Genomic DNA, 18160 nt, shown 5'->3' with positions numbered 1-18160 from the left:
GCAGGCGCTGCTCGGCAAGACCGTGGCGGTGATGGGCGGCGGCATGTATGCGCAATATCGCATTGCGCCGGCGGGTATGTGCCTGCCGCTGCTGCCCGAACACAGCGCGCGCGATGGCGCGTCATGCTTCGTCAACCCGCTGACCGCGCTGTCGATGATCGAGACGATGCGCATGGAGGGCCATGAGGCGCTGGTGCATACGGCGGCGGCATCCAACCTTGGCGTGATGCTCAACCGCATCTGCCAGGCCGATGGCGTGGCCCTGGTCAACATCGTGCGCAAGCCCGAGCACGCCAAGCTGCTGCGCGACATGGGGGCAGAGCATATCATCGACAGCAGCAGCGACAGCTTCATGGCCGACTTGACCGATGCGATCCACGCCACCGGCGCGACGCTGGCGTTTGACGCAACCGGTGGCGGCACGCTTGCCTCATCGATCCTCAGCGCGATGGAGGCGGCGGCGGCGCGCACCCCGGGGGCCTACAGCATTTACGGATCGGTCAAGCACAAGCAGGTCTATTTGTATGGCGGGCTCGACACATCGGCGACGGTGCTCAACCGTGGCTATGGCATGGCCTGGGGCGTCGGCGGCTGGCTGCTGCCCAACTTTCTGGCCAAGGCGGGCGGCGATGTCGCGATGCGGCTGCGCGCCCGCGTCGCCAATGAGCTCACCACGACCTTTGCCAGCCATTACACCGATGATATCTCGTTGGCGCAGGCGCTGCAGGCCGATGTCGTCAAGCGCTATGGGGCCAAGACGACGGGCGAGAAGTTTCTGGTCTGCCCGCAACTGGCGCTGTGATCGCCTGACCAGTCGAGCGCTATTCCTCTGACGTCCGCGCCGCAGATTTGGGGTGCGGGGCCTCATAGGTGGCCCAGTCGCTTTCACCCGGTGCCTTGGGCGGCGCGCCTGCCGGTCCCTTGGTGATCGGCACCCGTCTGTCGCGCAGGTCGTGCAGATGCACCTTGGCGATCATGTTGGCAGAAATCGGCGCGGTGATGAACAAGAACAGCGTGATCAGCAGTTCATGCGCGGACCAGCGGCCCTCAAACAACTGAAAATACAGCATCGAGCCGATCAGCATGCCGCCAAGCCCGAGCGTCGTCGCCTTGGTGGGGCCGTGCAGCCGTTCCATCAGCGTCGGCAGCCGCACCAGACCCCAGCTGCCGATCAGCGCAAAGCCCGCGCCGATGATGATCATCAGACTGGTGACGATTTCTGCGATAAGCGGCAGGGCGGTCATTCGATGATGTCCCCGCGCAGCATGAACTTGCAATAGGCGACCGTGCCGATGAAGCCGACCATCGCCAGCAGCAATGCCGCTTCAAAAAAAGTGTCGCTCGCCTGCGCGATGCCGATCAGAACGATGGTGGCGATGGCGTTGATCACCATCGTATCGAGCGCAACGATTCGGTCGCCGATCGATGGTCCCTTCAGCAACCGCCAAAGGTTAAGCGCCAGCGCCAGCGTGAGGCAGACGAAGCCGAAGATGACAGCATATTCGATCATGCAAACACCTTTTTCAGACGCGCCTCGTAGCGCGTTTTGATCCGCGCGATGTCCGCCTCGGGCTCAGGCGAGTCGAGCGCGTGGACAAGCAGATAGTTGCCGCAGGATGACACATCGGACGAAACCGTGCCGGGCGTCAGGCTGATCGTACCGGCGAGCACGGTGATCGCCTCGGGCGAGGTCAGCTCGATCGGGATCACCAGCCAGGCCGGCTTCAGGTGACGGTTGCGCTTGAACAGGATGATTGCCGCCACCTCAAAATTGGCGGTCACGATGTCCCACAACACGATGGCAAGATAAACAAAGCCCGCACGGTGCCTGACATTGGGTCGCCCCGGCCAGAACGGCGCGGTGAAGATCGGCAGGACAATGCCGATGATGATGCCGATCAGCAGCCCGCCAAAGCTCAAGGAATTGGCCATCAGCAGCCAGAAGATCACCAGCAGGACCGACAGGCCAGGGTGCGGTATCACGCGGCGCATCTCAGCCCTCCCCCAGCACGGCGCGCACGGTGGCGTTGTTGTCGAGGATCTGCGCAGCGGCCTCCCCTGCATACGCCGTCGCCCAGCCTGCGCCAACGGACAAAGCCGTGAGCAAGGCGATGGCGATCACCGGCGCGATCATGTCCCGGCGCAGGGCAATGACTGGCTCGGCCTCGTCCCTGTGCCCAGCGTCGTTGTGCCCAGCGTCCTGGTGACCGGCGTCCTTGTGTTCAGCATTCTTGTGATCAGCGTCCTTCCAGAAGATGACGCTCCCGGTGCGCGCGAAGCCGATTACCCCGATCAGTGTCGAGGCCAGAATCGCGGCCCACGACCAGCCCCAGCCCGGCAGGCCAGCGACCGATTCGAGGATCAGCAGCTTGCCGATAAAGCCCGAGAGCGGCGGCAGGCCGGTCGCGGCGATCGCGGCGGCCATGAACAGCAGACCAGCGAGCTGTCGCTGGGCAAACGCCGGGCCGGGGCTGGCGCTGTTGCCAAAGCTCGCCCGTCGACGCGCAACGACATCGGCCACCAAAAACAGCGCCGCGCCCGCCAATGTCGAGTGAACCAGATAATAGAGCGCAGCGGTCAACGTCTCCACCTGCCATCCGGCGACCGCAATCAGCAGCGTGCCGGTCGATCCGATGATCGCATAGGCGGCCTGTTCTGACAGGGTGCGCGCCACGAACACGCCGGCAAAGCCGACGATGGTGGTGATGATCGCGGCAGGAAGCAGATAGGGGGCGGGCGCCCAGGCGGCGGCGCCTGCGCCATCGCCGAACACCTGCGGCACGACACGGATGATCGAATAGACGCCGACCTTGGTCATGATCGCAAACAGCGCCGCGACCGCTGGCGTGGTGACGGCATAGGTGCGCGGCAACCACAGGTGCAGCGGCACGACCGCAGCCTTCAACGCGAACACGCTGACCAGCAACAGCGCCGCAACGCGCAGCAGCCCCTGATCATCCGGGCCGATCTCGGCGACGCGCAGGCCCATGTCGGCCATGTTGAGCGTGCCGGTAAGCGCATAAAGCAGGCCGAGCGCGATCAGGAACAGCGACGAGCCAACGATGTTGACGATGACATATTGCACCCCGGCCTTGAGCCGCACCGGACCCTGGCCGTGCAGCATCAGGCCGTAGGACGCGATCAGCAACACCTCAAAGAACACGAACAGGTTGAACAGATCGCCGGTAAGAAACGCGCCGTTGAGTCCCAGCATCTGGAACTGGAACAGCGGATGGAAATGCCAGCCCTTGCGGTCGGCGCGGGTCAGCACCGCGTGGATCATCGCGATCAGCGACAGGCTGGCGGCGAGCGTGAGCATGATCGCCGACAGGCGGTCGACCACCAGCACGATGCCAAACGGCGCGGGCCAATCGCCCAGCTCATAGGTGCGGATCGTGCCATCGGCGGATGCATTGAGCAGCACCAGCGCCGCGACCAGCATCAAGGCGCAAGACGCAAACGACAGACCGATGCCCAGATGCCGTCTGCGGCGCATCACCAGCAGCGCAATCGGCGCGGCGAGTGCAGGGATCACGACCGGCGCGATGGCAAGATGCGCGGTGAGGCTCATCGCTCGGCCTTGGTGTTTTTGGCGTTGGCATCGCACGGGGCGATATCGCCATCAACCTGATCGCTGCCTGTTTCAAGGAAGCTGCGCAGCGCCAGGACCACCGCAAAAGCGGTCATGCCAAAGGTGATGACAATCGCGGTCAGCACCAGCGCTTGCGGCAAGGGATCGGCGTATTCGGTGACAGTCTTTGACCAGATCGGCGGGCGGTTGACCGTCAGGCGGCCCGATGCGAACAGGAACAGGTTCACCGCATAAGAAAACAGTGTGAGACCCAGCACCACCTGAAAGGTGCGGCCGCGCAATATCATGTAGATGCCGCCTGCTGTCAGCACGCCAATCGCGCTGGCGACCAGAAATTCGAGGGTCATGGGCTGCCCTCCTCGCCGTCAGCGTCCAGCTGCGCAGCATGCGCGCGTGCGGCGCGCTGCGCGATGTGGCTGAGCTGCTGGAGCGCCATCATCACCGCGCCGAACACAACTGCGAACACGCCGATGTCAAACAACAGCGCGGTCGCGAGCTCGAACTCACCGACCAGCGGCAGCGTGTAATAGTCAAACGCACTGGCGAGGAAGTTCGCCCCGAACACCAGCGATCCAAGCCCGGTGGCCATCGCCACCAGCACGCCAAAGGCAATCATGAAATGCTCGCCAACCCGCCGCCGCGCATCGGTCCAGTCAAAGCCCGATGCGAGATATTGCAGCAGAAAGGCAATCGCCACCACCAGCGCGGCGATGAAACCGCCGCCCGGCTCGTTGTGGCCGCGCAGGAAGATATAGATGCCCGCCGCCAGCACCAGCGGCAGCAGGATGCGCGTGGACATCACGAACATCACCGGATGGCGCTCGGGCGAGTGCGGCATGTCTTCCTGCCAGGATCGCAGTCGCGCGCCTGCCGCCCCGCGCGATGTGGTGTCAAGCAACGCGAAGATGGCGAGCCCGGCGATGCCCAGCACGATGATCTCTCCCAGCGTATCGAACGCGCGGAAATCAACCAGCGTCACGTTGACGACATTGGTCCCGCCGCCGCCCGAATAGCTTTTGGCGAGGTGATAGCTTGAAATCGGATCATTGGGATTGCGCGTCAGCATTGCCCAGGCCGCACCACCAACTCCCAGCCCGCCGGTGATCGCCAGCAGCGCATCGCGCCAGCGCTGCGGCGCGCTTGACAGCACCGGCGGCTTTTTGGGCATCAGATTGAGCGCCAGCAGCAGCAGCAAGATGGTCACCACCTCGACCGAGATCTGGGTCAGCGCCAGATCGGGCGCGGACAGGTGCACGAACGCCAACGCGATGATCAGCCCGATGACGCTGATATAGATGAGCGCGATGAACCGCTGGCGCTCGGCATAGATCACCGCGCCGGTGGCGGCGATCAGCAGCAGCCACGCGCCGATGGCGACAGGTGATGCGGCTAGCCCCGCGCGCGTGCCGGTAAAGCTGCCGCCGCCGGTGAGCGCGCCTTCGATGATCAGCAATACGATCACCGCAAAGGTCGCCAACAGCATCCGCTGCAGCGAGGGGCTGTGGGTGGCGACGATCAGCTTGCGCACGACTGTGTCGGCGCTGGTCAACGTGCTCTGGAACAGCGACTTGGCATCGAGGTGGCGCATCGCCTCATACCATCGCAGCAGCGGGCCATGCCGCCACAGCAGCAGCACGCCGATGGCAACTGCAAACAGGCTCATGCCCAGCGCGAGATTGACGCCATGCCACAGCGCCAGGCCCGGCTCTGGCGCTTCCCCGCCGATGACCGCGCTGGCAACCGACACCACCAGCGGCCCGGCAAGCAGCATGGGCGCAAAGCCGAGCAGCACCGCGATGATCACCAACAGCGCTGGCGATGCCCACATGCCAAAGCCCGGATCATGCGCCCGGGCATAGGGCTCGGGATCGCGCGCACTGCCGAAGAACAGGTGTACGGCGAGGCGCAACGAATAGCCGACCGACAGCGTCGCCGCGATGGTCGCGATCACCGGCACCAACCAGGGCAGACCGAACAACCCGACCTCCAGCGTCTCGTCGAGCATCATTTCTTTGGAAATAAACCCACCAAGCGGCGGCAGTCCGGCCATCGCGGCGGCGGCCAGTGTCACGATGATTGCGGTCACCGGCATGACCTTGGCCAGCCCGCCCAGCCGCCGGATGTCACGCGTGCCGGTTTCATGATCGACGATGCCCGCCGACATGAACAGCGCCGCCTTGAACGCGGCATGGTTGATGATGTGGAACACCGCAGCAACCGCAGCCATCTTAATCGAAAAGCCCAGCAGCATGACGAGCAGGCCAAGCTGGCTGATCGTTGAATAGGCAAGGATGCTCTTCAGATCATGACGGAACAGCGCCACCCATGCGCCGAAAGTCATGGTGATCAAGCCGACGCTGGTGACGATGATTGTGTAAAGATCAGTGCCCGACAGCACCGGCCACAGCCGCGCCAGCAGGAACACGCCCGCCTTCACCATCGTCGCCGAATGTAGATAGGCGCTGACCGGCGTCGGCGCGGCCATGGCGTGTGGCAACCAGAAATGGAACGGAAACTGCGCGGACTTGGTGAAACAGCCGATCAGGATCAGCACCAGAATGACCGGATAGAGTGGCGAGGCCTGGATGACATCGCCGCTTTGCAAGATCGTCAGCAGATCGAACGACCCGGCGGTGATACCCAGCAGCAGCATTCCTGCGATCAGCACCAGCCCGCCGCCACCGGTGATCGCCAGTGCCATGCGCGCGCCCTGTCGCGCCTCTGCCTTGTGCTGCCAAAAGCCGATCAGCAGGAAAGACGACAGGCTGGTCAATTCCCAGAAAATGAGCAGCATCAGGACATTGCCCGAAATGACAATGCCTAGCATCGCCCCCTGAAACAGCATCAGGCTGGCATAGAAACGCGCCGTCGCCTCTCCCTTGCCGAGGTAAAAATGGCTGAAGATCATGACCAGCAGGCCAATGCCGAGGATCAGCCCGGCAAACATCAGGCCCAACGGATCGATCATCAGCGAAATGTCGAGCCCGATGGCCGGAACCCAAGGCGTCGTAACGGCCAGTATCTCGCCGCCCGTTACCCGCCCGGCGACGGAAACGATCAGCGCAAAGCCGATGGCACTGCCCGCCGCCGCCAGTCCCGCATGGAGGCTGCGCTGATGCGTGCCGCTGACGGCAATGAGCAAGGCAACAACGAATGGCAGCGAGACAAGCGTGTAGAGAGTCAATGGGATCGCCATTGGCTGGGCGCGACCTTTCGTTTTACAGTCCGGTTTGGGCAGGCGCGCGGTTGACGCCTTTGGTCATCCTTAGACCAAGGCCAATCGCGATAACAACCAAAACCGCCCGCAATCCGCCGTCAGGCTTACCAGTTGACGCCCATCTCTTTCAGCAGGCGGCCCGCACCGTCGATCTTGGCCATGGTCCACAGCATGTAGCGGCTGTCGACATGGATGGTACGGTTGATGCCCGCATCATAGGACCAATCCGACACCACACCATCAAGCGTGCCATCGAATGCCAGACCGACAAACTCACCCTTGCTGTTCAGCGTCGCAGAACCCGAATTGCCGTTGGTGATGTCGACGGTCGACAGATAGTTGATCGGCAGGGTGCCCAGCGTCGCATCGGCATAGCTGCCGAAATCGCGCGCCTTCAGCTTTTCGATCACCAGATCGGGCGCATCGAATTCACCACGCCCGGTGTGCTTGGCGACCAGCCCTTCCGCAGTGGTGAACGGTGTCCAGATCAGGCCGTCGCGCTGCTTGCCGGTGACCTTGCCATAGGTGAAACGCAGCGACCCGTTGGCATCGGGAAACAGCGTGCGGCCCTGGCTCTGGGCAAAGGCAAGCTGCCCCGCCATCACTTGCGCGCGAGCCGCCTGCAGCTTGCCGGCGCGGTCCTTGGTCTTGTCCTGATCCGCCATCGTGCCGGGATAGGCGGCGACCGCCAGCTGGAGGAACGGGTCGCTTGAGGCTTCGAATTCGGATGCGGGCTTGTCCATCCACGCGATGCGCTGTGCGGTGTCGCCCAGCATAGTGTCAGCATACAGCCGGTCGATGCCAATGCTGGCGATCCTGGCCTCAAGCGGGGCGTTGCGCTTGTCGGCGCTGACCTTGGCATATTCGCCGAGCGCCTGCTGAAGCAGCTGCTTGTCGACCCCTGCGTCAAACCGGCGCTCAACCTGGGTCAGCCGCTCGCGGATGCCCAGCCGGTCACGGTCCTGATAGCCCGGTTCGCGCTGCGCATCAGGCTTTTCGCGCTCCTTTGACCAGCGGTAAAGGATCTGCGCCGCTGACAGCAGCTGCGCCCGGCCCAGTGTGGCGAGGCGCAGATTGTCAACGCGCGCCTGATTGCTCTCCCCGACCAAGCCATCAAGGCTGGTCAGCGCCGCGCCATATTGTGCGGTGCGGGCGGCGTCGGCAGCGACCCATGCGCGAAACGCGGCATCGTCACGCGCCTTGCGACCCATCAGGTCAATCGCGTCGGCCCCGGCGATCTCGCCCAGCAGCTTCTTTTTATAATTGTCTGATCCCTTGAGGATCGAGGCATATTTGATCTCGGCATCGGCGTTGCCCGCAATTGCCTTTTCGATTGCCGATGAATAATCGGCACGCAGCTGCTGGTCGATGGCATAGACCTGATCGAAATTGTGGCGAACCTCGGCGGCGGTCCAATGCCGCTGGGTGACGCCCGGGAAGCCTGCGACCATCACGAAATCGCCGTCCTTAAGCGGCGTTTGCGCAATCTTCAGCCACGACTTGGGCTTGTAGGGAACGTTTTCCTTGGCATAGGGCAGCGATGCACCATCGGGCGCGACATAGGCGCGGTAAAAGCCGAAATCGCCGGTGTGGCGTGGCCACTGCCAGTTGTCGGTCTCGCCGCCGAAATTGCCTGTGCCGCCTGCCGGGGCGTAGACCAGTCGCACGTCCTTGATCTCAAGCTGCTGTTGCAGATAATAGGTCTGGCCACCAAAATAGGGCCGCACGTCGCAGCGGCGGTTGGCCTGCTGCTCGCACGCAGCAATCAGCATTTTGCGGTTGCTTTCCAGTCGATTGAAGCGGTCAAGGCCAGACAATCTGCTGGTGATGCCCTTGTTCATCGCCGTGGTTACATCGCGCAGGTCTTCGATCACGAAGATGCGCGATCCAGGTGCGGCGGGCAATTCATCGCCATTGGTTTTGGCGAAGAAGCCGTCGGTCAGATAATCCTGACCCGGCTTGGAATTGTATTGGATCGATCCGTAGACGCAGTGGTGGTTCGATGCGACGAGGCCGTCGGGGCTGACGAATGATGCCGAGCAGCCACCCAGCGAAACGATTGCATTGAGCGGCGCGGCCTGCAGGTTGCCCAGATCATCGGGCGACAGCTCAAGACCCGCTGCCTTCAGTTTGTCGCCCAGCGCAGGGGTCTGCCCAGGCATCCACATGCCTTCCTCAGCCAGAACGGGCGCGGCGAACAGCAGCGCGGATGCGCCGATCATGACAGGATAACGCATAGAATAAGCTCCGGAAATTCAGGACCCACGGTGGGTGTAGGTGCGCAGCAAGATGTATCGGCGTGGCAACGCGATAGCCGCTATATGAGCCTATGATCAAGCGGTGATACGGTGTTACATATATGGGGGCAGACGGGACAGCAGCCGTGACCAAGCCATATCATGCTGTGATGCGGGCCATCGCCTGCGTGTATCGCTGCCCGTAATCTGGTCTGCGGGGGTCGAGCCATCATGACACGTGCCCGTTCAGCCATTCGGTGCTGGACGATGTAGTGAACATCGCCGCGCGACTTGAAAGCCTGTGCAAGACCCATGATGTGTCACTGGTGCTGGGCGCAGACATTGTCCCGCACATTGGCGACCGCATGACGTTTCAGCAGATTGAAAAGATCGCTGCGCGCAGACGCAGCGAGTGCAGGAAGTCTTTACCGGGGCGTGATTACGCAGCGTGCGAAGATTGGGACGTCGGTATGGCGCTGCGCACCATTTTCCTTTTGACGCAACGCCAACAATTTTCGCTTATCGCAGGCACAAAAAAACGGGGCACAAGGCCCCGCTTTTCTATTTTGTCAGAGCAGCGCCCTGACCAGCATGATCGAAATCAGGGGCTGGTCGGAGTGTCGCTGTCGCTGTCAACAGCGATAACGATACCGCCGACGATGGCAGCAGCAGCAAGAACACCAATGATGATGCCAGTGCTACCTTCAGCTTCGCTGTCTTCGCTCGAAGCAGCAGAAACGCGCTCGACGTTCTGTGCAGCAGCCTGTGCGAGTACCGGCGTGGCCGATACGGCAAGTGCGGCCAGCATGGCAGCAGCAATACGATTCTTCATTGTAATCTCCGTCACTTAAACTCGGACTGAAAAAACCCAGATTGGATCAAATCAGGCAACCCATTGCGCGCACAATCAGTGTTGTGTGCATTGCGTTCAATGGCCAGATACGGGGAAGGTTCCCATTTTGCAAGTGCGAATGCCATTTTGCGCGGCATTTAAACCTTTTATGATAAGCTGTTGCACGCAGGCAACGCTTCCTTGACAGTCCATTAATCTGGGCTGCAACATCCCCAGAAATTCAACGTTTTATATCGCGCTGATAGCGGCGCAGGCCGCCCACCCAGGTCTCCACCACGCTGGTGTTGCGCACATCGGTAGGGCTGCTGAGCAACGGATCGGTGTCGATCAGCACAAAATCGGCGCGCATCCCAGGCTGCAGCGTGCCGAATCGCGATTCGGCAAACCCGGCAAAGGCTGCGCTGCGGGTGAAGGCATCAATCGCTGCCACCCGGCTCAGCCTTTCCTGCGGCTGCCAGCCGCCAAAGGGCTGCCCGTCGGCCCCCTCACGGGTGATCGCAGCGGCCAGCCCGGCGAATGGATCGGGCGATTCAACCGGCGTATCCGACCCGAAGGCCAGTTTGACCCCTGCATCGGATATGGTTTTCCAGGCATAGGCGCCCGCCAGCCGGTCCGGTCCCAGCCGCGCCTCGGTCATCAGCCGGTCCGAAATCTGGTGGACAGGCTGCATCGAGGCGATGATGCCATGCCTGGCCAGCCGGGGCACATCGAGTGGATCGATGATCTGCGCATGTTCGATGCGCCAGCGCCGGTCACCCTTATAGTCGTCGGCGAGCTGCTCGATGGCTCCGAGCACCTGCGCATTGGCAGCATCACCAATGGCATGCGCGGCGACCTGAAAATCATCCATCGCCGCGCGGCTCATCATGTTGAGCAGCTGCGTGTCGCCGACAAAGGCGAGGCCGCGCTGCCCCGGAGCGTCGGCATAATCGGCCTTGAGCAGAGCGCCACGCGATCCCAGCGCGCCGTCGAGATAGAGCTTGACCCCGTTAAGCCGCAGCCTGTCATCATACAGCCACGGTGTCGGACGCGGCCCAGCGATGGCCACCATCGCATCGATGCCGCTGGCATAGCCCATGATGCGCAGTTTCAGACGGCCTTCGTCGCCCGCCCGGCGATAGGCCTGCCAGTCGTCAAGGCTGGTGCCCATGTCGGCAATCGCGGTGATGCCCAGCGACAGCAGATGGTCCTGCGCCGCGATCAGCGCGGCATCGCGGTCCACCGCGCGCGGGCTGGGCACTGACTTTGCAATCAGCGCTTCGGCTGCATCGACGAACACGCCGGCAGGCTTGCCACCAATGCGTTCGATCCGGCCCCCCGGCGGGTCCTTGGCATCGGCCTTGACCCCGGCAATCCGTATCGCCTCACTGTTGGCCCAGCCGGCATGGCCATCGACCCGCTCCAGCCACACCGGCCGATCAGACACCACTGCGTCAAGATCCGCCGCCGTCGGGAATCGGCCCAGACCCCATTTCTCCTGGTTCCAGCCGCGCCCGATGATCCATGGCCGGGTCGGGTTTTCATCGGCATAAGCCTTGATCTTCGCCAGCGCCTCATCAAGCGAGCGCGTGGTCGACAGGTCGAGCGTCAGCAGCGAAAAGCCCAGCCCCATGACATGGCCATGCGCATCGATCAGCCCGGGCATCAGTGTCCGGCCCTCACCGTCGAGCTTGTAATCGGGGCGCTCGGGGCGCTTGTCGCGGCGGGCGAGCAGCGCCTTGACCTTGCCATCGTTGTCGATCACCAGCCCGGTGAAGTTTACCACCTTGCCCTTGTCGTCCAGCGTCATGCCGTTGACGTTGTCGATCAGGCCATCGGCCAGTGCGGGCGAGGCGGTGCTGGCCAGCAATGCGACCGCGAGAATCACAGAGCGACGGATCATTTGCGCGGCAACCTGCGAATAAGCGCGCTGGTGTCCTGCCGCCCGGCGCCCAGATGCTGCGCTTCGGCAAAGAACTGATCGACCAGCGCGGCGACCGGGATGGATGCGCCATTGTTGCGCGCCTCATCAAGCGCGAGGCCCAAGTCTTTGCGGACCCAGTCGATGGCGAACCCGAAATCGAAGCTGTCTTCAGACATTGTCTTCCAGCGGTTATCCATCTGCCAGCTCTGCGCAGCGCCGCCTGAAATGGCGGAAAACACCTTGTCGAGATCAAGCCGGCTCGCCTGCGCAAAACGCATCGCCTCCGACAGGCCGCCCAAAATGCCCGCGATACACAGTTGATTGACCATCTTGGTGACTTGGCCGTCGCCCGGCCCACCGACGTGGACGATGCGCGCGGCATAGCTTTTCATGATCGGGCGGGCAGCATCGACCGCGTCCTTCTTGCCGCCACACATGATCGACAACGTGCCGTTCTCAGCGCCTGCCTGCCCGCCGGTGACCGGGGCATCGACGCACAGGATGCGCTTGGCGCGCCCCTCGACCGAAATCTGCCGGGCGATGGTGGCCGACACTGTGGTGTGATCGATGAACAGCCCGCCCTTTTTGAGGGTCATGAACGCCCCCTGCCGGCCCATGATCACCTGCGCAAGGTCATCGTCATTGCCCACGCATGTCACCACCGCGTCAACACCTTCGGCGGCCTCAGCGGGAGTCGCGGCGATCCTCGTGCCTTCGGCCAGCCGGGGGTTCGCCGCCAGCCATGTCTCGATCTTGGCGGGACTGCGATTGTAGAGCGCCAGACTGTGCCCCTTGTTTCCAAGGTGACGGGCGAGCGGGCCGCCCATGACGCCGATGCCGATGAATGCGATATTTGCCATAGACGCCCGCCTTAACGGATGTTTTCAATCTGCGCCATATCGGTTAGGGGCACCGGCGACATGACCAGCCCAACCGCCCTGCTCACCCTTGATCATATCCGCGCTGCGCATACCCGCATCGCCGGGTCGATCGTCCGCACCCCCACCTTGGTCAGCAGGACGCTGTCGGCGATTACCGGCGCAACGGTGTATCTGAAGTTTGAAAACCTTCAGTTTACGGCGGCCTACAAGGAACGCGGCGCGCTCAACTTCCTCAGCCAGATGTCGGATGAGGCGCGCGCCAAGGGCGTCATCGCGGCGTCCGCCGGCAACCACGCGCAGGGGCTGGCGTGGCACGGCACGCGGCTGGGCGTTCCGGTGACCATCGTGATGCCCAAGCCCACGCCGACCATCAAGGTGCAGCAGACCGAGGCCAATGGCGGCAAGGTCATTCTGTTCGGCGAGAAATATGACGACGCCTATGCCCACGCCCGCGCGCTTGAGGTTACCGAGGGGCTGACCTTCGTGCATCCGTTCGATGATCCGGTGATCGCGGCGGGGCAGGGCACGGTGGCGATCGAGATGCTCGAGGATGCGCCCGACATCGATCATCTGGTGATCCCCATCGGCGGCGGCGGGCTGTTCTCCGGCATGGGCACAGCGGCGCGCGCGCTTCGGCCCGGGATCAAGTTGACCGGGGTGCAGGCAGAGCTTTACCCGAGCATGTACAACACGCTCAAGGGCACGCAATATCCTTGCGAGGGTGATACCCTGGCCGAAGGGATCGCGGTCAAGCAGCCTGGGGACTTCACCCGTGAGATCGTTCGCGCGCTGGCCGACGACATCGTGCTGGTGAGCGAACCACAGCTGGAAACCGCCGTCAGCCTGTTGCTCCAAATTGAAAAGACGGTGGCCGAGGGGGCGGGCGCGGCCGGGCTCGCGGCGCTGCTCGCGCATCCTGACCAGTTTCGCGGGCAGACCGTGGGCGTTGTGCTGTGCGGCGGCAACATCGATACGCGGCTGCTTGCCAACGTGCTGCTGCGCGATCTGGCGCGCTCCGGGCGACTGGCAAGGTTGCGCATCGCGCTGCAGGACCGGCCCGGCGCTTTGTTCAAGGTGATGCGCGAGTTTGATGCGCATCAGGTCAATATCATCGAAATCTATCATCAGCGCGTGTTCACCAATCTGCCCGCCAAGGGGCTGATCACCGACATTGAATGCGAGGCGCGTGACCGCAGCCAGCTCGAAGGCCTGATCGCCTCGCTCAAGGCGAACGGTTATGACGTCGGTCTCGTTGAGGTGGCCTGAGGGGATCGCTGAACGTGCCCCTCCTGCGCGCAAGGACCGGTGATCAAGATGGTTGATTCAGCATGAATCAACTCTTTATCCACAAGGGCGGCGCGGTTTGCCGACATTTTGACTCGACTTGGCGCGGCTTAACCATGAATGTTGGTTAACCGGCTTGGTGCCGCTGCGGTTTATCGGTCATAGCTGTTTGCGGGCATTCCCCGCACAGTTTCGACCCGCCATAACCAACTAACACAAGGATCGTTTCGCACGTGAGCGCACCGGCCCGTTTTCCTCGGTTCTTCGTGACCAATCCCGGCCCTTGCCCGTATCTTCCGGGCAAGAGCGAGCGCAAGGTGTTCACCGAGCTGAACGGCACGCATGCTGACGAGCTGAACGACGCGCTGGGCCGCATCGGTTTCCGCCGCAGCCAGAATGTTGCCTATCGGCCCAGCTGCCTTGATTGCCGCGCCTGCGTCTCGGTGCGGGTCGTCGCAAACCAGTTTCGCCCCAACACAGCGCAGCGCAAGGTGCTCAAGCGCAACAGCGATCTGATCGTGTCGGCCTGCCGGGCATGGTCGACGCAGGAGCAATATGATCTGCTGCAGCGCTATCTGAAGGCGCGCCATCCAGGCGGCGGCATGTCTGACATGGACGACATGGATTATGCCGATATGGTCGAACACAGCCCGGTGCGCAGCTATGTTATGGAATATCGCGAGCCTGCCGCCGATGGCAGTCCCGGCAAGCTGGTGGGAGCCTGCCTGACCGACCAGCAAGGCGATGGCCTGTCGATGATCTACAGTTTCTTTGAGCCAGACCATCCCACCCGGCGCGGTCTGGGCAATATGATCATCATGGACCACATCCAGCGCGCGGCCCGGGCAGAGCTGCCCTATGTCTATCTGGGCTATTGGGTAAAATCCTCGCCGCGCATGCAGTACAAGATCAAGTACCAACCGATTGAAATGCTTGGCCCCGATGGCTGGCACCCGCTCGACCCCCAAAGCATGGGACACGGTGGTTAAAGCTAAATTTAACGCGGGATGGAACCCGTTTGGGGTGAAAGCTTATTTGGTTGATGCGGTTTCACGCCTCCGCGCGTCTTTTGAAGGCAAGTTGCTTATGCGCGTTGGCAGGATTGTCAGCGCTCTCCAGTCATGCCCACGCGCAAGATGCCGCTGCATCCGATGCAGCCACCACCGATCAGACTCCCGCCCAGCCGAACGTTCAGCCATTCCCCGATGATCCTTTGGCGGGCGACCCGTTTGACATCGATCCGCTGGCACCGCTCGATCAGCTGCCGGGGATGGAGGTCGATTGGCCAGAGGGTGGTGATGTACCCCCCTGGCCCGGCAGTTTCACCGCAGAAAATACCGCCCCGGTTGATGAAGACAGCGTCGACACCAGCGCGGTGGCGTCCAACGCCGATGATGCGCGCGATGGGCTGGCACAGGCAACGCTTGGCGACGATGGGGATGCCCTCACTGACGACACCCAATCGGCAGAGCGCCGCGCCGAACGCGAGGCCGATCGCGCGGAGCGTCGCGAGGAACGTCAGGCGTTGCGCGAAATTGCTGATGGCGATGTGCGGTATCGGGTGGTGGTGAACTTTACCGGCGATGTGGATGAAGACGCGCTCGACACCGGTGACTTTACGTCGCGCTTTCGCTCGCTTTCGACGCTTGAACAGCTGTCCGGCGATGACGCCAATCTGGCGCAGGTCAACCGCCGCGCAGTTGAAGACCGCGACCTGCTCGACAGCATGTTGCGCGTCTACGGCTATTTTGACGGGCTTGTGCAGAACCGCGTCGAACGGGTGGAAGTATCGACGCGTGTCGCGCTGACCTTCGATATCACGCCGGGGGACTTGTACCGGCTGAGCGCGGTCGATCTGGCCGGGCTGGATGCGGTGGGGGTCGATGTGCCAGCGATGCGCGCTGCATTCGGGGTGCAGGCGGGTGATCCGGCCAATGCCGACAAGATCACCGCTGGCCGCGTCAAGCTGCTCACCGAGCTCACTGAGTCGGGCTTTGCCTTTGCTGAGACCGGCGAGCCAGATCTGCTGATTGATCATGATGACCGCAGCGGCGTGCTGACCCAACCGGTGACGCCGGGGGGCAAGTTCCGCTTCGGCACGATCGCGCCCGCAGACGACGGCCTGTTTGGCGCGCGGCACCTGCAGCGGATCGCCCGGTTCAGGCCCGGCGATCTCTATCAGGCGTCAGAGGTTGAAGACCTGCGCCGCGCCATTCTGGCCACCGGACTTGTCTCGACCGTATCGCTGTCCCCGGTCGCGGTGCGCGATCCTGCGGGCGAGGAGCTCGGCACGGTCGATATCACGGTCGAGACGGTAACCGCGCCATTGCGCACCATTGCGGGTCAGCTGGGCTATGGCACGGGCGAAGGGTTCCGCGCCGAAGTCAGCTGGGAGCACCGCAACTTCTTCCCGCCCGAGGGGCTGGTGCGTGCGCGGCTGGTGGGCGGCACACAGGAACAGCTCGCCAACCTGATTTACCGCCGCAACAACTTTAGAAAGCGCGATCAGGTGCTGACCGCGCAGGCGCTGGCAAGCAACATCGATCGCGAAGCCTTTGAGGCGCGCACGTTCTTGCTCGCCGCCTCGATCGAGCGCCAGTCCAACCTGATCTTCCAGAAAACATGGACGTGGTCGCTGGGTGCGGAACTCGCACTGACCGACGAACGCGACGGGCGCACCCGGGGCATTGGCGGCAGTCGCCAGACCTTTTATATCGCCGCACTGCCCGTCGGGCTCGCCTATGATGGCAGCGATGACCTGCTCGATCCGTCGCGGGGCTTCCGGCTGGGCGCGCGGGTATCGCCGGAAGCGTCGCTGCAGGACGGCACCCAGTTTTATGCACGCGCCCAGATTGACGGCAGCTATTACCAGTCGGTCGCGGACAACATCGTGCTCGCCGGGCGGGCGAGGGTGGGCAGCATCCTTGGCGCAGACCGGTTCAACATTGCGCCGTCGCGCCGGTTTTATGCGGGCGGCGGCGGCTCGGTGCGCGGCTATGGTTTCCAGCTGATCGGCCCGCGCGATGGCAACGATGATCCGGTTGGCGGCAAGGCACTGGCTGAGTTCTCGCTTGAGGCCCGCGTGCGTTTCGGGGCCTTCGGCGTCGTGCCGTTTCTTGATGCGGGCAATGTCTATGCAGACAGCGTGCCCGATTTCAGCGGCCTGCGTTATGGTGTGGGCGTCGGCCTGCGCTATTACAGCAGCTTTGGACCACTGCGCGTCGACATCGGCACGCCGCTCAACCCCCGGCCCGGAGACAGCCGCGTGGGCGTATATATCTCGCTGGGGCAGGCGTTTTGATGGCGGATGACGCGGTCATTGCCGATGAGCCCGTGCAGGTCGCGCCGGAGGATAGCGCGGTCCCGCGCGCGCGCCGGCGCTATGCGTGGATGCGTTGGGTGGGGCTTGGCATTTTGGTGCTGGCCGGCATCATCCTGGCGTTGGCATTTGCGCTCGATACTGCGCCGGGTCGTCGTTTCATCGCCAACCAGATCGAGGGCTATGAGCTTGACTCCGGCCTCAAGCTGCGGGTCGGGCGGATTGATGGCTCGATCTACGGCAAGGCGGTGCTGCGAGATGTCGAATTGTTCGATAGCAAGCGCGTGTTTTTCCGTGCGTCTTCCGCTGAGCTCGACTGGCGCCCCTTTTCGTTTCTTGCCAACCAGCTGGACATTCGCGAACTGAACATCGTGCGCGGCAACCTGCTCGCGTTGCCTGAACTGCGACTCGGTGAGCCTGATGACCCGCTGTTGCCCGCGTTCGATATTCGCATCGACCGGCTGCGCGCCGATGGGCTGGTGATCAGCGAAGGCGTCGCCGGGCCGCGCCGGGTCGGCAATCTTGCGGCCAAGGTCGATATCCGCTCTGGCCGTGTGCTGGTCGATGGCCAGGTCGCGCTGATCGGTGGCAGCGACAGGCTGGCGGTGAAGATCGATGCGCTGCCCGACCAGAACCGGCTGCAGATCGCGGCTGACCTTACCGCGCGCGCCGATGGGGCTATCGCGGCCATCGCGGGGCTCGATCAGGATCTTGCGGCATCGATCAACGGCCAGGGCGACTGGGATTTCTGGCAGGGCAAGCTGGCCGCCAATCTGGGCGAAGCGCCGCTCGCCGCACTCGACGTATCGCTGCGCCGTGGCCTCACCACATTGCGCGGTTCGGTCACCCCTGCGTCGTTGCTCGGCACCGATTA

At 63.1% G+C, this 18160-nt stretch carries 14 protein-coding genes and 1 pseudogene; 6 read left to right on the top strand and 9 right to left on the bottom strand.

Features of this window, described 5'->3' with window-relative positions; genetic code table 11:
• Window positions 1-802, top strand: an 802-nt coding sequence (locus ACEW8G_RS00710; RefSeq protein WP_373486533.1) for a zinc-binding dehydrogenase, incomplete at its 5' end; no start/stop codon positions are given.
• A gap of 19 nt (window positions 803-821) precedes the next feature.
• Here the strand turns inward: ACEW8G_RS00710 and ACEW8G_RS00705 are convergent.
• The 7 genes from ACEW8G_RS00705 to ACEW8G_RS00675 form a co-directional block, all read right to left on the bottom strand.
• On the bottom strand, window positions 822-1244 hold the full coding sequence (locus ACEW8G_RS00705) for a Na+/H+ antiporter subunit G (RefSeq protein WP_373486532.1): 423 nt from the start codon (window positions 1242-1244) through the stop codon (window positions 822-824).
• Complete coding sequence (locus tag ACEW8G_RS00700; protein WP_373486531.1) at window positions 1241-1510, bottom strand: K+/H+ antiporter subunit F; 270 nt, start codon at window positions 1508-1510, stop codon at window positions 1241-1243. Before ACEW8G_RS00700 ends, ACEW8G_RS00705 begins: the two co-directional genes overlap by 4 nt.
• Window positions 1507-1992 (bottom strand): Na+/H+ antiporter subunit E, encoded by a 486-nt coding sequence (locus tag ACEW8G_RS00695; RefSeq protein WP_373486530.1) that lies wholly within the window; start codon window positions 1990-1992, stop codon window positions 1507-1509. The genes ACEW8G_RS00700 and ACEW8G_RS00695 overlap by 4 nt, the downstream gene beginning before the upstream one ends.
• Before the next feature lies 1 nt (window position 1993).
• Window positions 1994-3571, bottom strand: coding sequence for a monovalent cation/H+ antiporter subunit D (locus ACEW8G_RS00690; RefSeq protein ID WP_373486529.1), 1578 nt, complete (start codon window positions 3569-3571; stop codon window positions 1994-1996).
• Window positions 3568-3939: a Na+/H+ antiporter subunit C gene (locus tag ACEW8G_RS00685; RefSeq protein ID WP_373486528.1), complete on the bottom strand. Its 372-nt coding sequence runs from the start codon at window positions 3937-3939 to the stop codon at window positions 3568-3570. Before ACEW8G_RS00685 ends, ACEW8G_RS00690 begins: the two co-directional genes overlap by 4 nt.
• Window positions 3936-6788 carry a monovalent cation/H+ antiporter subunit A gene (locus ACEW8G_RS00680; RefSeq protein WP_373486527.1) on the bottom strand — a complete coding sequence of 951 codons (2853 nt, stop codon included), beginning with the start codon at window positions 6786-6788 and terminating at the stop codon, window positions 3936-3938. Before ACEW8G_RS00680 ends, ACEW8G_RS00685 begins: the two co-directional genes overlap by 4 nt.
• A gap of 125 nt (window positions 6789-6913) precedes the next feature.
• The gene (locus ACEW8G_RS00675) at window positions 6914-9046 is read right to left on the bottom strand and encodes a S46 family peptidase (RefSeq protein ID WP_373486526.1); all 2133 of its coding nucleotides are present in this window, start codon (window positions 9044-9046) and stop codon (window positions 6914-6916) included.
• A gap of 272 nt (window positions 9047-9318) precedes the next feature.
• Here ACEW8G_RS00675 and ACEW8G_RS00670 point away from each other — a divergent pair, with 272 nt between their 5' ends.
• Window positions 9319-9897, top strand: coding sequence for a hypothetical protein (locus ACEW8G_RS00670; protein WP_373486525.1), 579 nt, complete (start codon window positions 9319-9321; stop codon window positions 9895-9897).
• A gap of 222 nt (window positions 9898-10119) precedes the next feature.
• Here the strand turns inward: ACEW8G_RS00670 and ACEW8G_RS00665 are convergent, their stop codons facing one another.
• Both ACEW8G_RS00665 and ACEW8G_RS00660 read right to left on the bottom strand, forming a co-directional pair.
• The gene (locus ACEW8G_RS00665; RefSeq protein ID WP_373486524.1) at window positions 10120-11781 is read right to left on the bottom strand and encodes an amidohydrolase; all 1662 of its coding nucleotides are present in this window, start codon (window positions 11779-11781) and stop codon (window positions 10120-10122) included.
• Window positions 11778-12662 carry an NAD(P)-dependent oxidoreductase gene (locus tag ACEW8G_RS00660; protein WP_373486523.1) on the bottom strand — a complete coding sequence of 295 codons (885 nt, stop codon included), beginning with the start codon at window positions 12660-12662 and terminating at the stop codon, window positions 11778-11780. The genes ACEW8G_RS00665 and ACEW8G_RS00660 overlap by 4 nt, the downstream gene beginning before the upstream one ends.
• A 60-nt stretch (window positions 12663-12722) precedes the next feature.
• Between ACEW8G_RS00660 and ACEW8G_RS00655 the strand changes: the two genes are divergently transcribed.
• From ACEW8G_RS00655 to ACEW8G_RS00640, 4 genes and pseudogenes are all read left to right on the top strand, one after another.
• The gene (locus ACEW8G_RS00655) at window positions 12723-13949 is read left to right on the top strand and encodes a threonine ammonia-lyase (RefSeq protein ID WP_373486522.1); all 1227 of its coding nucleotides are present in this window, start codon (window positions 12723-12725) and stop codon (window positions 13947-13949) included.
• 251 nt (window positions 13950-14200) lie between these two features.
• The gene (locus ACEW8G_RS00650; protein ID WP_373486521.1) at window positions 14201-14956 is read left to right on the top strand and encodes an arginyltransferase; all 756 of its coding nucleotides are present in this window, start codon (window positions 14201-14203) and stop codon (window positions 14954-14956) included.
• 53 nt (window positions 14957-15009) lie between these two features.
• On the top strand, window positions 15010-17268 hold the full coding sequence (locus tag ACEW8G_RS00645; RefSeq protein WP_373486534.1) for an autotransporter assembly complex family protein: 2259 nt from the start codon (window positions 15010-15012) through the stop codon (window positions 17266-17268).
• Window positions 17268-18160, top strand: a pseudogene (locus tag ACEW8G_RS00640) (hypothetical protein); the annotation flags it as partial. The gene ACEW8G_RS00645 and the pseudogene ACEW8G_RS00640, both read left to right, overlap by 1 nt.

The organism is Blastomonas sp. (assembly GCF_041747255.1).
Classification (GTDB): Bacteria; Pseudomonadota; Alphaproteobacteria; order Sphingomonadales; family Sphingomonadaceae; genus Blastomonas.
The sequence above is the reverse complement of the archived record's forward strand: the minus strand, read 5'-3'. Positions and strand labels throughout refer to the sequence as shown.

What these genes read in the sequence shown, in the direction of transcription:
- ACEW8G_RS00680 (WP_373486527.1), bottom strand. Translation starts at nt 6,788, where the DNA reads ATGGCGATCCCATTGACTCTCTACACGCTTGTCTCGCTGCCATTCGTT.
- ACEW8G_RS00700 (WP_373486531.1), bottom strand. Translation starts at nt 1,510, where the DNA reads ATGATCGAATATGCTGTCATCTTCGGCTTCGTCTGCCTCACGCTGGCG.
- ACEW8G_RS00685 (WP_373486528.1), bottom strand. Translation starts at nt 3,939, where the DNA reads ATGACCCTCGAATTTCTGGTCGCCAGCGCGATTGGCGTGCTGACAGCA.
- ACEW8G_RS00655 (WP_373486522.1), top strand. Translation starts at nt 12,723, where the DNA reads ATGACCAGCCCAACCGCCCTGCTCACCCTTGATCATATCCGCGCTGCG.
- ACEW8G_RS00690 (WP_373486529.1), bottom strand. Translation starts at nt 3,571, where the DNA reads ATGAGCCTCACCGCGCATCTTGCCATCGCGCCGGTCGTGATCCCTGCA.
- ACEW8G_RS00645 (WP_373486534.1), top strand. Translation starts at nt 15,010, where the DNA reads ATGCGGTTTCACGCCTCCGCGCGTCTTTTGAAGGCAAGTTGCTTATGC.
- ACEW8G_RS00695 (WP_373486530.1), bottom strand. Translation starts at nt 1,992, where the DNA reads ATGCGCCGCGTGATACCGCACCCTGGCCTGTCGGTCCTGCTGGTGATC.
- ACEW8G_RS00665 (WP_373486524.1), bottom strand. Translation starts at nt 11,781, where the DNA reads ATGATCCGTCGCTCTGTGATTCTCGCGGTCGCATTGCTGGCCAGCACC.
- ACEW8G_RS00675 (WP_373486526.1), bottom strand. Translation starts at nt 9,046, where the DNA reads ATGCGTTATCCTGTCATGATCGGCGCATCCGCGCTGCTGTTCGCCGCG.
- ACEW8G_RS00705 (WP_373486532.1), bottom strand. Translation starts at nt 1,244, where the DNA reads ATGACCGCCCTGCCGCTTATCGCAGAAATCGTCACCAGTCTGATGATC.
- ACEW8G_RS00660 (WP_373486523.1), bottom strand. Translation starts at nt 12,662, where the DNA reads ATGGCAAATATCGCATTCATCGGCATCGGCGTCATGGGCGGCCCGCTC.